Origin of the sequence: Arthrobacter zhaoxinii (genome assembly GCF_025244925.1) — a bacterium.
Taxonomy (GTDB): domain Bacteria; phylum Actinomycetota; class Actinomycetes; order Actinomycetales; family Micrococcaceae; genus Arthrobacter_B; species Arthrobacter_B zhaoxinii.
Genome location: NZ_CP104275.1, coordinates 3,271,217 through 3,285,792, shown reverse-complemented (window position 1 = coordinate 3,285,792; position 14,576 = coordinate 3,271,217). Strand labels below are relative to the sequence as shown.

Annotated in this window: 13 protein-coding genes; 11 read left to right on the top strand and 2 right to left on the bottom strand. The window is 65.8% G+C overall.

The features are described from left to right. The first annotated feature begins 179 nt into the window (after positions 1-179). The 6 genes from gcvH (at position 180) to N2K95_RS15340 (ending at position 5,767) form a co-directional block, all read left to right on the top strand. On the top strand, positions 180-557 hold the full coding sequence (gcvH, locus tag N2K95_RS15365; protein WP_227919961.1) for a glycine cleavage system protein GcvH: 378 nt from the start codon (positions 180-182) through the stop codon (positions 555-557). After that, complete coding sequence (glyA, locus tag N2K95_RS15360; protein ID WP_260652258.1) at positions 554-1,861, top strand: serine hydroxymethyltransferase; 1,308 nt, start codon at positions 554-556, stop codon at positions 1,859-1,861. Before gcvH ends, glyA begins: the two co-directional genes overlap by 4 nt. Before the next feature lie 11 nt (positions 1,862-1,872). Continuing rightward, complete coding sequence (locus N2K95_RS15355) at positions 1,873-3,288, top strand: L-serine ammonia-lyase (protein WP_260652257.1); 1,416 nt, start codon at positions 1,873-1,875, stop codon at positions 3,286-3,288. A 130-nt stretch (positions 3,289-3,418) separates the two neighbouring features. Beyond that, positions 3,419-4,969 (top strand): alanine/glycine:cation symporter family protein, encoded by a 1,551-nt coding sequence (locus N2K95_RS15350; RefSeq protein ID WP_260652256.1) that lies wholly within the window; start codon positions 3,419-3,421, stop codon positions 4,967-4,969. Between the two features lie 167 nt (positions 4,970-5,136). Further along, positions 5,137-5,352: a hypothetical protein gene (locus N2K95_RS15345; protein WP_260652255.1), complete on the top strand. Its 216-nt coding sequence runs from the start codon at positions 5,137-5,139 to the stop codon at positions 5,350-5,352. Then, positions 5,345-5,767 (top strand): ChaB family protein, encoded by a 423-nt coding sequence (locus N2K95_RS15340; protein ID WP_260652254.1) that lies wholly within the window; start codon positions 5,345-5,347, stop codon positions 5,765-5,767. The genes N2K95_RS15345 and N2K95_RS15340 overlap by 8 nt, the downstream gene beginning before the upstream one ends. A 36-nt stretch (positions 5,768-5,803) precedes the next feature. Here N2K95_RS15340 and N2K95_RS15335 read toward each other — a convergent pair whose 3' ends face one another. Both N2K95_RS15335 and N2K95_RS15330 read right to left on the bottom strand, forming a co-directional pair. Then, positions 5,804-6,457 (bottom strand): hypothetical protein, encoded by a 654-nt coding sequence (locus N2K95_RS15335; RefSeq protein ID WP_260652253.1) that lies wholly within the window; start codon positions 6,455-6,457, stop codon positions 5,804-5,806. Between the two features lie 60 nt (positions 6,458-6,517). After that, a complete protein-coding gene (locus N2K95_RS15330) occupies positions 6,518-7,288 on the bottom strand; it encodes an SDR family oxidoreductase (protein ID WP_260652252.1) in 771 nt (256 codons plus the stop codon). A gap of 212 nt (positions 7,289-7,500) precedes the next feature. On the opposite strand from N2K95_RS15330, the gene ctaD reads away from it, so the two are divergent. The 5 genes from ctaD (at position 7,501) to N2K95_RS15305 (ending at position 14,562) form a co-directional block, all read left to right on the top strand. Continuing rightward, positions 7,501-9,255, top strand: coding sequence for an aa3-type cytochrome oxidase subunit I (gene ctaD, locus N2K95_RS15325; RefSeq protein WP_260652251.1), 1,755 nt, complete (start codon positions 7,501-7,503; stop codon positions 9,253-9,255). 154 nt (positions 9,256-9,409) lie between these two features. Next, complete coding sequence (locus tag N2K95_RS15320) at positions 9,410-11,059, top strand: L-lactate permease (protein WP_260653839.1); 1,650 nt, start codon at positions 9,410-9,412, stop codon at positions 11,057-11,059. A gap of 61 nt (positions 11,060-11,120) precedes the next feature. Continuing rightward, positions 11,121-12,524, top strand: coding sequence for an FAD-binding oxidoreductase (locus N2K95_RS15315; RefSeq protein ID WP_313771113.1), 1,404 nt, complete (start codon positions 11,121-11,123; stop codon positions 12,522-12,524). Positions 12,525-12,667: 143 nt separating this feature from the next. After that, positions 12,668-13,552, top strand: coding sequence for a DUF2231 domain-containing protein (locus tag N2K95_RS15310; RefSeq protein ID WP_260652250.1), 885 nt, complete (start codon positions 12,668-12,670; stop codon positions 13,550-13,552). A gap of 32 nt (positions 13,553-13,584) precedes the next feature. Continuing rightward, a complete protein-coding gene (locus N2K95_RS15305) occupies positions 13,585-14,562 on the top strand; it encodes an aldo/keto reductase (protein ID WP_260652249.1) in 978 nt (325 codons plus the stop codon). The last annotated feature ends 14 nt before the right edge of the window (positions 14,563-14,576 follow it).

Here is a 14,576-nt window from a genome sequence, read left to right as displayed (position 1 = left end):
GAGCACGTTTCTGACACCTTTGAACGGTGCGCGCGGCGCGGCGTTCGTGTAGCCCCGCATCGCCGAGCGAGGAACGAGCGAGGTGTCTAAGGGGCGGCGAATGCCGCCCCGCGGGCACTCGGAACCTAGACTTTGAACCAGACCCGAACGCACCCGACTCAGCTTCGAGAGGCAAACAGATGAGCAAAGTAAACGCAGGACTCCGCTATTCCGCCGAACACGAGTGGGTAGACTCCTCGAGCCCCGTCCGTGTCGGCATTTCCGCTGTCGCCGCCGACGCCCTCGGCGATGTCGTTTATGTTGACCTGCCCGCCGTCGGCGACACAGTGACCGCCGGCGAAACCTGCGGCGAGGTCGAGTCCACGAAGTCCGTCTCGGACCTCTACGCCCCGGTTTCCGGCGAGATCGTGGAGATCAACCAGGAGGCCATCGACAACCCGGCCCTGCTCAACGAGGACCCGTACGGCGCCGGCTGGCTGTTCACCGTGAACGCCACGAGCGAGGGCGCACTGCTCAGCGCCGAGGAATACGCAGAGAAGAACGGCGGCGACCTGTGAGCGATTACCTCAACGATTCGCTGGCTGTAGTCGATCCCGAGGTCGCGGAGCAGATCGACAACGAGCTCCGCCGGCAGCAGCAGGGCCTGGAGATGATCGCCTCCGAGAACCACACCGCGGTTTCCGTCATGGAGGCCCAGGGCTCCGTGCTGACCAACAAGTACGCCGAAGGCTACCCGGGACGCCGCTACTACGGCGGCTGTGAATTCGTGGATGTCATTGAGCAGCTGGCGATCGACCGGGCCAAGTCCCTCTTCGGCGCGGGCTTCGCCAACGTGCAGCCGCACTCCGGCGCGCAGGCCAACGCCTCCGTAATGCACGCCCTGATCCGGCCGGGAGACACCATCCTGGGCCTGTCCCTGGCGCACGGCGGGCACCTGACCCACGGCATGAAGATCAATTTCTCCGGCCGGCTCTACAACGTGGTGCCCTACAACGTGGCCGAAGAGGACCACCGCGTGGACATGGCCGAAGTGGAAGCCCTTGCCAAGGAACACCAGCCCAAGCTGATTGTGGCCGGCTGGTCCGCCTACGCCCGCCAGCTGGACTTCGCCGAATTCCGCCGCATCGCGGACGAGGTGGGTGCCTACCTCATGGTGGACATGGCGCACTTCGCCGGCCTGGTGGCCGCGGGACTGCACCCCAGCCCCGTGCCGCACGCCCACGTGGTCACCACCACCACACACAAGACCCTCGCCGGTCCGCGCGGCGGCATCATCCTCTCCAATGACGCCGACATTGCCAAGAAGATCAACTCCGCAGTGTTCCCCGGCCAGCAGGGCGGCCCGCTGGAACACGTGATCGCCGGCAAGGCGACCGCCTTTCTGATCGCCGCCACCCCTGAGTTCAAAGAGCGGCAGGAACGGACGCTTGCCGGCGCCCGGATCCTCGCCGAACGCCTGCTGGCCGACGACGTCGCCGCGGCCGGCATCTCGGTGGTCTCCGGCGGCACCGACGTGCACCTGGTGCTCGTTGACCTGCGCAACGCCGCCCTCAACGGCCAGGAAGCCGAAGACCGGCTGGCGCAGATCGACATCACAGTGAACCGCAACGCCGTACCGTTCGACCCGCGGCCGCCGATGGTGACCTCCGGCCTGCGAATCGGCACCCCGGCCCTGGCCACCCGCGGGTTCGGCGAAGACGCGTTCCGCGAGGTCGCGGATATCATTGCCAAGGCCCTCATTGCAGGCGAGGACTCGGACCTGGCACCGCTGCGCGGGCGCGTCACCGCCCTCGCGCAGGCCCACCCGCTGTACCCGGAAGTAGCGGACCTCTCCGCTGCCCCCGCTGCGGCAAACCGTTAGGAAGCAATACCTTGGCAGTCGGCGTTTTTGACCTCTTTACCGTGGGCATCGGCCCATCGAGCTCCCACACCGTGGGCCCGATGCGCGCCGCTGCAGTCTTCGCGGCGGAGTTGGTCGACGCCGGCAGCCTGGCCGCCGTCGCCGGCCTGCGGGTGGACCTCTACGGTTCCCTCGCGGCGACCGGCCGGGGCCACGGCACAATGACCGCAGTGCTGCTGGGCCTGGAAGGCTTCGCTCCCGAGCTGATCCTGCCCGAACAGGTGGAGCAGCGGCTGGCTGATATTGAGTCATCCCGGAAACTGCAGCTGTGTGCCCAGGTTCCCGGCGCCGTGGCCTTGCCGCTGGAATACGGCGAGGCGGACATTGTGCTGCACCCGCTTACGGTGCTGCCGCGGCACACCAACGGCATGAAGTTCGCCGCCCTGGCCGCCGACGGATCCGTGCTGCAGGAGGCCACCTTCTTCTCCGTGGGCGGCGGCTTCATTGTCCGCGAGGGTGAAGAGCGGGCGGACGCCCTGGAACTGGAGGCCAGCAAGTCCGATCTGCCTTATCCCTTCCGCACCGCAGTCGGACTGCTGAAGCACTGCACCGCCGGCGGACTGAGCATCAGCGAAGTGATGCTGGCCAATGAGCGGGTTTCCCGGTCAGAGGCGGACATCCGTTCGGGCCTGCTGCACATCCGCGACGTTATGGAGGAGTGCAAAAACTCCGCCATCCGCCGTACCGGCCTGCTGCCCGGCGGACTGAAGGTCCGCCGTCGTGCTCCGGCCTGGCACACCCGGCTGCGGGCCGAGGACCCGGACCGGGACCCGAAGTTCTGGCAGGAGTGGGTGAACCTCGTGGCCCTGGCCGTCAATGAGGAAAACGCGTCCGGCGGACGGGTGGTCACTGCGCCCACCAACGGCGCGGCAGGCATCATCCCCGCCGTCATGTTCTACGCCACGCACTACGGCCCCGGCATGGAGAACGCAACCCCGGAGCAGCGCGACGACGTCGTGGTCCGCTTCCTCCTCGCCGCCGCCGCCGTGGGTGTGCTCTACAAGGAGCAGGCCTCGATTTCCGGCGCCGAGGTAGGCTGCCAGGGCGAGGTGGGATCGGCGTCGTCCATGGCCGCCGCCGGCCTGGCCGAGATTTTGGGCGGCACGCCGGAGCAGGTGGAAAACGCCGCCGAAATCGCCATGGAGCACAACCTGGGCCTGACCTGCGATCCCATTGGCGGGCTGGTGCAGGTGCCCTGCATCGAGCGCAATGCCATCGGCGCCGCGAAGGCCGTGAACGCCGCAAAAATGGCGCTCTGGGGCGACGGCGAACACCGGGTCTCGCTGGATGAAGTCATTGTGACTATGCGGGAAACCGGCAGGGACATGAGCTCCAAGTACAAGGAAACCGCACTCGGCGGCCTGGCCGTCAATGTGGTGGAGTGCTGACAGTCCGTCTCACGTACGGCATGTGATTTGTGCGATACCCCTGTGTTAAGCGAGGCTATGTTGTCGCATTCGACAGCACGCTTACTTGAAACAGGGGTTCGAACCAATGAACGCAGCACGGGCAGTTTCCATGGCACCGGCATCTGAGGACGGTGGATTGCTCGGCACCATTGACTCCGCGGTCAACTCCTTTTTCGAACCGATTACCACCGTATTCTCCGGGATCGTGTTCTTCCCGGTCACCATCGGCGACTTCAGTTTCCCCGTAGTCGTCGCCTGGCTGATCCTCGCCGGCATCGTCTTCACTTTCTACTTCGGTTTCATCCAGTTCCGCGGACTGAAGGTGGCGACCCAGGTGGTCCGCGGCAAGTTCTCCTCCAAAGATGATCCGGGGGAGGTGCCGCACTTCCAGGCCCTTACCTCGGCCCTGTCCGGGACCGTCGGCCTCGGCAACATCGCCGGCGTCGGTGCGGCCATGGCCCTGGGCGGCCCTGGTGCGACCTTCTGGATGATCCTGGCCGGACTGCTGGGCATGGCCTCGAAGTTCGCGGAATGCACGCTGGGCGTGAAGTACCGCGAGGTCCACGAGGACGGCTCCATCAGCGGCGGTCCGTTCAAGTACCTGCCGGTAGCCTTCCGGCGCCTGGGCCACTGGCCGGCTAAAATCCTCACCGGGATCTTTGCGGTAGCGATCCTGATCTTCGGCATTGCCGGCGGCAACATGTTCCAGGCCAACCAGACCTTCGCGCAGATCCAGAACGTCACGGGCGGCGACGACGGGCTCCTCGGCAGCGCGGGCGCGGCCCTGATCTTCGGCCTGGTCCTGGCGGCCCTGGTGGCCGTGGTGATCCTCGGCGGCATCAAGTCGATCGGTGCCACCACTTCCAAGCTGGTGCCGGCCATGGGCGGCATCTACATTCTGGCCTGCCTGTTCGTCATCATCGTCAACTTCGAGAACGTGCCGGCAGCCTTCGGTGCCATCATCGAGGGCGCGTTCCGTCCCGAGGGCTTCGCCGGCGGCATCATCGGCGTCATGATCGTCGGCTTCCAGCGGGCGTCCTTCTCGAACGAGGCCGGCGTCGGCTCCGCAGCCATCGCGCACTCAGCGGTCAAGACCCGCCGCCCGGTCAGCGAAGGCTTCGTGGCGCTCTTCGAACCGCTCGTGGACACCGTGCTCATCTGCACCATGACCGCCCTGGCCATCATCATGGCCTCCACCCCCAGCCTGCAGGCAGGGATTGACCAGGTCCAGGCCGGCGGCGACGCGCCCGACGGCGTCATCCTCACCTCCGATGCGTTCGCCACCGTCCTGCCATGGTTCCCGATCGTGCTCTCCATCGCCGTGGCGCTCTTCGCCTACTCCACCCTGATCACCTGGTCCTACTACGGTCTGAAGTCCTGGGAATACCTCTTCGGCCGCGGCAAGCGCCGCGAGATCGCCTACAAGGTCATCTTCCTGACGTTCACCGTGGCCGGCTGCGTCCTGTCCTTCAGCCAGGTCATCAGCTTCGCCGATGCCGCACTGTTCGTCTGCGCGTTTGTGAACCTGCTCGGCGTGTACCTGCTGCTGCCCGTGATCAAGAAGGAAATGAAGCAGTACCTGGCAGACCGCAAGAGCGGAAAGCTGGAGATGCTGGGCATCGACGACGACGACATCGAGGCCGCCGCCGCCACCGCCTAACCCCTGTTTTCCGGGCACCAATCATCGCCCCCGGTCCTGCAAAAAACTTCTTCGCCGCTCCCGTGCACTGCCGGGAGCGGCGAAGAAGTTTTTTTGGTTGAGCCCGTGCCGGGAAGGGTGGTAGACCGTAAGGACGCTCACTGCCGACGGACCGAAAGGAACGCATCATGGCTGAACGCGGAAACAGCACCCACGGGCGCCGCCTCGATGAGGAGCTGAAGCTCGAGACCGAGGACCTGACCAAGACCACGCGCCCTGGCCACCTCGAGGAATGGCGCCAACCCGAACCACTGCCGGACGACACCGATCCGGACGAGGTGCTGGAGGCAATGGACCCGAACGGAGTCGAAGAGAACGCTACGGACAGGGACGAGGATGCCTAAGACCGGCAGGAATGACCACGCAGTGAAGAGCGAACTGCCTTCGACTCTGCAGCGCTCGGATGCCAAGGCGCAGGACACCTTTGCCAAGACTTACGACTCCGCGGTAAAGGAATACGGCGACGGCGAGCGGGCGGCCCGGACGGCGTACGCCTCGCTCAAGCACACCCACGAAAAGGTCGGAGACCACTGGGAGGAAAAGGAGCAGAACGGCCCCTCCGATGCCCGGGCCGCCGAAGGCCGCAACTCGTCCAGGGGCACCGCCGGGGGAGTGGACGCGAACGCGTCCAAGGACCACTTGTATGAACTCGCGTCCCGTCTGGAAATCTCCGGCCGCTCCAAGATGACCAAGGATGAGCTGGTGGCGGCGCTGCAGAAGGCCAGCGAGAAGCAGACCCGGAAGGCCCGGGAGGGCTAGGAACCCGGCCTGCCGCTCCTGTGGTGGAGGAGGGGCCTAGGCGGTGGGCTTTGCCGGAACTGCGCTGACCATGAGTGCGTTGATTTCCGCTTCCGAGCGGGGCGATCCGAGGTCCGCGCGGAGGTCGGGCCTGGCTAGCAGAGAGTTCAGGACGTAGGCGGTACTGTGCGGCTCAAGGCACGAGACGCCAGGATACGAGGTGACTTGGGCCGGACCCTTCTTCACCGGATTGGGGTGCGGTTTGGTGAGGTCGGCTACCAACTGGTCCCAGCTGCCGGTGGTGTCCACCCGGAACCCGCGGACGGCTTCCCAGCCTAGGGAACGCGGCGCCGCCATGACGTAAATGTCCATGCCGGCGGCCGTGACGGTCATCCTGGGAGACAGCTGGCCCCAGTCCTTACGGACCTGGGGGTAGTGCCAGATAGGCGCGGACATAAGGCCGAGACCGAGGATGAGGGGGATCCATGAGCTCGACACACTATCGCCCCGCCTCCACGGCCTTCCGGTCTGAAGGGAGTCGAACGCCAGGTATGCCACCACTCCGCCCAACAGCAGCAGGAAAATCCACAGTGCCACCCACACACCGCTCAGCCGGAACGGCGGCGCAGGTTCGCTTGGGTTCCGCTGAAAGAGTTCAACCTTGTCCTGTGCCGCCCGCCAATACCCGGGCCCGGTGTTCTGTATCCCCATGGCCGCCAGCATACGTGGAAAGCGACCGCGCAGAGGGCTAAGACTCCGGATGAAACACCCTTAGCCGCGGCCGCCGAAGGGCATGCCGGCCGCGGTGACCACGAGGGAACGGACATTCGCGGACGCCGGAGCGGAGGCCATAAACAGCACCGCGGCAGCGGCTTCCCCGGCCGGAAACGAAGGTTCGACGGCCCGGGTGCCGTTGGCCTGCAGCGCACCCGGCCCGCCGCCGATCCCGGTGAGCAGCTCGGTGGCCGCATTGCCGATGTCGATCTGTCCGCAGCTGATACCGAAGGGCCGCCCGTCCAGGTCGATTGCTTTGGTCAGGCCGGTGACGGCGTGCTTCGTGGCCGTATACGCCGCCGAGAGCGGACGCGGCGTATGCGCCGAGATGGAGCCGTTGTTGATGATCCTGCCGCCCTGCGGTGTTTGAGCCTTCATGTGCCGTACGGCCGCCGCTGAACACAGCATCGTGCCGGTGACATTCACCGCCAGGGTCCGGTTCCAGTCCTCGACGCTCAGCTCGTCAATGCTGCCCGTGGGGCCAAAGGTCCCGGCATTGTTGAACAACACGTCTACCCGTCCGAACGCCCCCGCAGCGGCGGCGAAAAGCCGTTCGACGTCGTCGGGCAGGGTGACGTCGGTGGGCACCACAAGTGCCGACGCGGATCCGGCAGCCGTTTCCCGCAGTTCAGCCTCCCGCCGTCCTGCCAGGGCCACCCGGAAGCCGGCAGCCAGAAAGGCCCGGGCTGTAGCCCGGCCAATCCCTGAGCCTGCCCCGGTAATCACAGCGGTCCGGGGCATTTCGGTTGAGGGGGCGTGATGGTCCATCCTCCGATTGTGCCCTGCCCTTCCCGCATACGGCACCGGTATCGGGACAGTCCGGTAACCGGCGGCAGTGCCGCCGTTCCGCGCGAATCCCGCGGGGCCGGCCGATGGATTGTCCGGAGGGTCTGGCGGGCTGTAACAAGCCGCCCTACGATACCAAGCACAGTCTCGTGTTCCTGGCAGGGCAGTACCCTTCGGCGGATCGGGATAGTTCCATGTCGACAGTGAAATACACCGCGGAACCGGACGGAACGTTTGTAGCACCCCGGGTGGTTCCGGTGTCCAAAGGGCGGATCGTCGTCAACTGGATCACCTCCACCGACCACAAAACCATCGGGTATATGTACCTGATCGCGTCCTTTGTCTTTTTCTCGCTGGCGGGCGTGATGGCACTGCTCATCCGTGCCGAACTGTTTGAGCCCGGCATGCAGATCCTGCAGACCCGGGAGCAGTACAACCAGCTGTTCACCATGCACGGCACGGCGATGCTGCTGATGTTCGCCACCCCGCTCTTCGCCGGCTTCGCGAATGTGATCATGCCGCTGCAGATCGGGGCGCCCGACGTCGCGTTCCCGCGCCTGAATGCACTCGCGTTCTGGTTCTTCCTGTTCGGCTCGCTGGTGGCACTGTCCGGATTCCTGACCCCGCAGGGCACCGCGTCCTTCGGCTGGACGGCGTATACACCGCTGTCCAATGTTGCCTTCAGCCCCGGGCTCGGGGGAGACCTCTGGGTCTTCGGACTGGCGCTCTCCGGGTTCGGCACCATCCTCGGTGCCGTCAACTTCATCACCACCATCATCTGCCTGCGGGCCCCCGGCATGACCATGTGGCGGATGCCGATCTTCACCTGGAACACCTTGGTGACGGCCATCCTGGTCCTGATGGCGTTCCCGCCCCTGGCAGCAGCACTCTTTGCCCTCGGCGCAGACCGGCGCTTCGGTGCGGAGATCTACAATCCCGAACGCGGCGGCTCCATCCTCTGGCAGCACCTCTTCTGGTTCTTCGGCCACCCCGAGGTCTACATCATTGCGCTGCCGTTCTTCGGCATTGTGTCCGAGATCTTCCCGGTCTTTAGCCGCAAGTCCATCTTCGGCTACAAGGGCCTGGTATTCGCCACCATTGCCATTGCGGCGCTCTCCGTCACGGTCTGGGCGCACCACATGTACGTGACCGGCGCGGTGCTGCTGCCGTTCTTCTCCTTCATGACCATGCTGATCGCAGTGCCCACCGGCGTGAAGTTCTTCAACTGGATCGGCACCCTGTGGCGCGGATCCATCACTTTTGAAACCCCCATGCTCTGGAGCCTCGGTTTCCTGATCACGTTCCTCTTCGGCGGACTGACCGGCATCATCCTGTCCTCGCCGCCGCTGGACTTCCACGTCTCGGATACGTACTTCGTGGTGGCGCATTTCCACTACGTGGTGTTCGGCACCGTGGTCTTCGCAATGTTTGCGGGATTTTATTTCTGGTGGCCCAAATTCACTGGAAAGATGCTCAACGAACGTCTTGGCAAGATCCACTTCTGGCTGCTGTTCTTCGGTTTCCACACCACATTCCTGATCCAGCACTGGCTGGGTGTGCTGGGTATGCCCCGGCGGTATGCCGACTATCTTGTGGAGGACAACTTCACCGGAATGAACCAGCTCTCCACCATTGGCTCCGCGATTCTGGCGTTGTCCATGATTCCCTTCGCCTGGAATGTGTACATCACCTGGCGGCATGGCAAGAAAGTCGAAGTGGATGACCCCTGGGGCTTCGGCGGCTCGCTGGAATGGGCAACCTCCTGCCCGCCGCCGCGGCACAATTTCACCTCGCTGCCCAAGATCCGCTCGGAACGCCCCGCCCTGGATCTCCATCATCCGGAGCTGATGGCGCGGGCGAACTCCGACACGGATTCACCCGCCGAGAAACTCTTTGGAGCAGCGGATATGGGCAGCGAACAGCCGCGAAATCCCGATCCCCGGCAATAGCAGGAAGCAGAAACTGCCAAACCGTTGACCCTGCGAAGGGGCGGGCCTAGGGTCAACGCATCATCACCGTGGATGTGGAAACAAAAACAAAGGAGTTTTTGTGACGACTGCTGCCTTCCAACAGCCTCTCGACCCGATTGCCGGTTCCCTGGCCATGTCCGCCATCCTGGCGGCGCTGCCCCTGCTGATTTTGTTCGTCCTGCTGGGCGTCTTCCGGATGAAGGCGTACCAGGCGGCCCTGATCAGTCTGGCGCTGTCCATCATCCTCGCCGTGGTCGGTTGGAGGATGCCGGTGGGGCAGGTCCTCTCGGCCACGGGACTGGGAGCCTTTTACGCCATCTTTCCCATCCTCTGGATCCTGATCAACGCCCTGTGGATCTACAAACTCACGGTGGCAACGCCCTGGTTCGAGGTCCTCGGCCGCACCATCCGGTCAATCTCCGACGACCTACGCATCCTCTCGATCCTCATCGCCTTCTGCTTCGGCGCCCTGCTGGAATCCCTGGCCGGCTTCGGTGCCCCGGTGGCTATTGCGGCCGCCATGCTGATGGCCGCGGGCATGAAGCCGTTGAAATCCGCCGTTGTCGCCCTCCTTGCCAACACGGCGCCGGTGGCCTTCGGTGCGATGGCGGCTCCCCTCATTGCGCTCAACGGTGTCACCGGCATCCCGCTGCAGGAACTCTCCTCCATGACCGGACGGCAGACACCCTTTATTGCCCTGGTGGTTCCGCTGATCCTGGTTTTCCTGGTGGACGGCAAGCGCGGGCTGCGGCAAACGTGGCCCGTGGCGCTGGTGGCCGGAGCTGCTTTTGGACTGGCGCAGTTCGCCGCCTCCAACTTCTTCATCGTGGAACTGACCGACGTCGTTGCCGCCGTGGTGACAGTCATCGCAGTGCTGCTGATGCTCCGTGTCTGGCAGCCGGCCGAGATCATCGGGATGACAGGCGAATCCCGCGAGGCCGAAAACGCAGGGGAAGCGGCGTCGGCGTCGGGGACCGGAGCGGCCGGAACGGACACCCGGACCGGAACGGACACCCTCACCGGATCCGGCGGCCGGCCCTCGGGCCACGACGTCTGGATGGCCATTGCCCCGTATCTGGTGATCATTGTGGTGTTTTCCATCGCCCAGATCCCCGTGGTCAAGACCTGGCTGACCAGCATCGGGAGCACCACGTTCCTGTGGCCGGGACTCGACGTCGTCGGGAACAACGGCGAACCGGTGGCTGCCCAGACCCTGCGCTTTGACCACATCCGGGCAACCGGCACCCTGCTGCTTTTCTCCGGAATCGTCACCATGGTGCTGTATCGGATTGCACCGCGCCGCGGGGTGAAGGTGTACGGCGAAACCCTGGTCCAGCTGCGCTGGACCATCCTGACGGTCTGTTCCGTGCTGGCGCTGTCCTTTGTGATGAACCTGTCCGGGCAGACCACCACCCTCGGGGTCGCCCTGGCCTCCGCCGGCGGCTTCTTCGCCCTGCTTTCTCCGCTGCTCGGCTGGATCGGCGTGGCCTTGACCGGGTCTGACACGTCGTCGAACTCCCTCTTCGGTGCCCTGCAGGTTGCCGCGGCGAATGAGACCGGTCTGTCGCCCACGCTCATGGCCGCCGCGAACTCCTCGGCCGGGGTCATGGGCAAGATGCTTTCGCTGCAGAATCTGGCCATCGCCTCCGCCGCCGTCGGCCTCGACGGGGCGGAAGGGACACTGCTGCGCAAACTCATCGGCTGGAGCCTTGGCCTGCTGGCGTTCATCACCGTGCTGATCTGGCTGCAGTCCACCTCGATTCTTGGCTGGATGGTCCCTTAAAACCGCTCGAGATTCCGGTTTCCCGGGGCGTCCGCGTCCCCGAACTGCAAGGAGAAATTCCGTGAGCACGCACTCCCTCGATCCCGTTCCCGTTCCCGTTCCCGCCGGCGTCACCTTCGGCCCGGGCGGTTCCGTCCTGAGCGGCTTCCCCTCCGTCTCCTTCCTGGAAGCGGACCGGCAACGGGTGAGTACCGACAGGTCCGGCTTTGTTCCGGAGTCGCTGCCGGACGGCGTGGTGTTCGCCCGCACCGCGGACGACGTCGTCGCCACCCTCCAGCTGGCCACCGAACACCGCATACCCGTGGTTCCCCGGGGAGCCGGCACCGGGCTCGCCGCGGCGTCGTCCTCCCGGGCCGGCGAACTGGTCCTCGACGTTTCGGGCATGAACCGGATCCTGCGCATCGACCCCCGGGAGCAGCTGGCTGTGGTGGAACCCGGGGTGCTGAACGCCGACCTCAACGCGGCGGCGGCGGAATACGGACTCTTCTACGCACCGGACCCGGCGAGCACCGCCATCTGCAGCATCGGGGGCAACATCGCCACCAACGCCGGCGGCATGCGCTGCGCCAAGTACGGTGTCACCAGGGAATCAGTGCTGGCCCTGCGCGTGATCCTGGCGGACGGCCGGGAACTGCGCACCGGCCGCGAGACCATCAAGGGCGTCAGCGGCTATGACCTCAATGCCCTGATGATCGGTTCGGAAGGAACCCTCGGGGTAGTGGTCGAAGCCACCCTCCGGCTGCGCCCCATGCCGGTGCACACTGCCACGGTGGCAGCGTTCTTCCCGGACGTTACTACTGCCGCCCAGGCCGCCTCCGCCGTCATTGCCGCCCGGATCCAGCCCTCCGTGATGGAGCTGATGGACGGGCCCACACTGGAAGCCGTGGATATGGCGATGGGCACCGATTACCGGTCGAAGGGCGGAGCGTTCCTGCTGGTGCAGACGGACGGGTACGGGGCGTTCCTCGAACAGGACGTGGTGATGGAGGTCCTGACAACGCTGGGCAGCTGCGAGAAGGCCGTCGACGACGAGCACGCCGCCGCCCTGATCACCGCCCGCAGGGAGGCCATCCCCTCCCTGGAAAAGCTAGGGCGGGTGTCCATCGGCGACATCGGCGTACCGCGGGGCCGGCTCGCGGAAGTGGTGAGCGGGCTTGAGGAGATTTCCGCACGTACCGGGGTCCGTATTTTTACGATCGCGCATGCCTCGGACGGGAACCTGCACCCCATGATTGTGCTGGATCCGGAGGACTCCGTGACCACCGGTCCGGCCAAAGCGGCGCTGGGGGAGATGTTCCATCTGGCGCACCGGCTGGGCGGCACCCTGACCGGCGAGCACGGGATCGGGCTGCTGAAGCGGGACTGGCTGGAGGAGGAGCTGGGCGGGGTGTCCCTGGAGATCATGAATACCATCCGCACCGCCCTTGATCCGCTGGGCATCCTCAACCCGGGCAAGGCGCTCTAGCCCCGGGTCGCTGCCGCCGGCCCGGGCCGGCGTGCAACAGTGCCGCCCAAACCGGACGGTACGGCGGTTTCGGTGGCGCCCGCACGGGCCGGCACCTAGCCTGTGCAGGATCAATCAGGTGATCATTTCCGTGAGGAGAGGCCATGCGCCGACTGCCCTTAGTGACCGTTGCCGACAAACTGGAAACCACGGGCTGGCTGGACCCCGCAGCCGGTTGGGTGTCGAAGGCGGTGAAGGCCGGTGTGCCCTGGCCTGCCGTGAAAGACATCCTGCACGGAGTGCCCCTGGGGCACCCGCTTCATCCGCTGATGATTGTGGTGCCGCTGGGTGCGTGGGTGTCCGCAGCCGTGCTGGACCTGGTGCCGGGCAACGAGCGGGCCGCCCGGACCCTGGTGGGCGTGGGTGTAGCTGCCGCGGGTCCCACCGCGCTCGCAGGCGCCGTCGACTTCTCGCAGCTGGATACCGAACAGCAGCGCACCGGGATTGTGCACCAGGCTGCGAACGTGCTCGCCGTCGGCCTCTACTCCGCCTCCTGGCTGGTGCGCGGTAGGGGCCGCACGGACCTGGGCCGCGTCCTGGCCTTCACCGGCCTCGCAGTCTCCGGTGCGGGCGGTTTCCTGGGCGGACACCTGTCGTACCGGCAGGGCGCCGGGGTCAACCGCAACGATGACTTCCCCGAGCAGATCCCGGCGGGCTGGCACTCGCTGGGACCCGCGGGGGCATTCGCGTCCGGAGTTCCGCAGCCGGCCCGCCTCGGACCGGTGAACCTGATGGTGCTCAAGCGCACCGACGGTGCCGCGGACGGCGCGGTCTCTGTTCTGGTGGACAGCTGCAGCCACCTCGGCGGCCCTCTCCACGACGGCGAGCTGCGGCAGGTGGCGAACGAGCTGTGCATCGTCTGCCCCTGGCACGGCAGCACGTTCTCCGTGGAGTCGGGGGAAGTGGTGCACGGGCCGGCGACCGCCCCGCAGCCGTCCTTTTCCACCCGTATCCGGGACGGTGTGCTGGAGATAAGCGTTAAACCCTGAACCTGTCCGCTCCGCCACGCAAGGAGAGTGCCGTGCGTACAACACATCTGGGAATCAACGGGCCCGAGGTCGGCGTCATCGGGCTGGGCTGCATGGGCATGAGCTACGCCTACGACATGGATACCGAACGCGACAATGAAACGTCGGTCTCGGTCATCCGCGGAGCGGTCGAGCTGGGAAGCACCCTGATCGACACCGCGGACGTGTACGGCCCCTACACCAACGAGGAACTCGTGGGCCGGGCACTGAAGGACGGCTACCGGGAACGGGTGGTGCTGTCCACCAAGGTCGGGCTGGAGATCAGCACCGAGGCTCCCGCCGCCGGGACGATGCCCGGACTGAAGAAGGACGGCCGACCCGAGCACATCCGTGCATCCATTGATGCGAGCCTGCGCCGGCTCGGCACCGATCACGTGGACCTGTACATCCTGCACCGGGTGGATCCGGAGGTGCCGCTGGAGGATTCCTGGGGAGCGATGGCACAGGCGGTCACGGACGGCAAGGCCCGCGCCATCGGGCTGTCCGAGGCGAGTGTGGAGCAGATTGAGCTGGCGCAGTCGGTGCATCCGGTGACGGCGGTGCAGTCCGAACTCTCGCTCTGGACCCGGGACCGGCTGTCCGACGTCGTGCCCTACTGCGAGGAGCACGGCATGGCGTTCCTGCCCTTCTCACCGCTGGGCCGCGGGTTCCTCACCGGCCGGTTCACCTCTTTTGACCAGCTGCCGGCTGATGACATGCGCCGGAAGCTCCCGCGCTTCCAGCAGGAGAACATCAAGGCGAACCTGGCCATTGTGCAGCGGGTGCACGACGTCGCCGAACGGGTGGGCGCGACGCCGGCGCAGGTGGCACTGGCCTGGGTAGTGGCCCAGGGCCGCCGGGTCATCCCGATTCCCGGCACCAAGACGCCGAAGTACCTGCGCGAAAACGTCGCTGCCGGAGACCTGATGCTCAGTGATGAGGACCTGGCAATGCTCAATAACGCACCGCAGCCGGAGGGCGCCCGGTACTGACGGAACGCCTGCCG

Coding starts and splice junctions, on each gene's coding strand:
- ctaD (WP_260652251.1), top strand. CDS start 7,501: ATGTCGACAGTGAAATACACCGCGGAACCGGACGGAACGTTTGTAGCA.
- N2K95_RS15330 (WP_260652252.1), bottom strand. CDS start 7,288: ATGGACCATCACGCCCCCTCAACCGAAATGCCCCGGACCGCTGTGATT.
- N2K95_RS15340 (WP_260652254.1), top strand. CDS start 5,345: ATGCCTAAGACCGGCAGGAATGACCACGCAGTGAAGAGCGAACTGCCT.
- gcvH (WP_227919961.1), top strand. CDS start 180: ATGAGCAAAGTAAACGCAGGACTCCGCTATTCCGCCGAACACGAGTGG.
- N2K95_RS15310 (WP_260652250.1), top strand. CDS start 12,668: ATGCGCCGACTGCCCTTAGTGACCGTTGCCGACAAACTGGAAACCACG.
- N2K95_RS15350 (WP_260652256.1), top strand. CDS start 3,419: ATGGCACCGGCATCTGAGGACGGTGGATTGCTCGGCACCATTGACTCC.
- N2K95_RS15335 (WP_260652253.1), bottom strand. CDS start 6,457: ATGGGGATACAGAACACCGGGCCCGGGTATTGGCGGGCGGCACAGGAC.
- N2K95_RS15345 (WP_260652255.1), top strand. CDS start 5,137: ATGGCTGAACGCGGAAACAGCACCCACGGGCGCCGCCTCGATGAGGAG.
- N2K95_RS15320 (WP_260653839.1), top strand. CDS start 9,410: ATGTCCGCCATCCTGGCGGCGCTGCCCCTGCTGATTTTGTTCGTCCTG.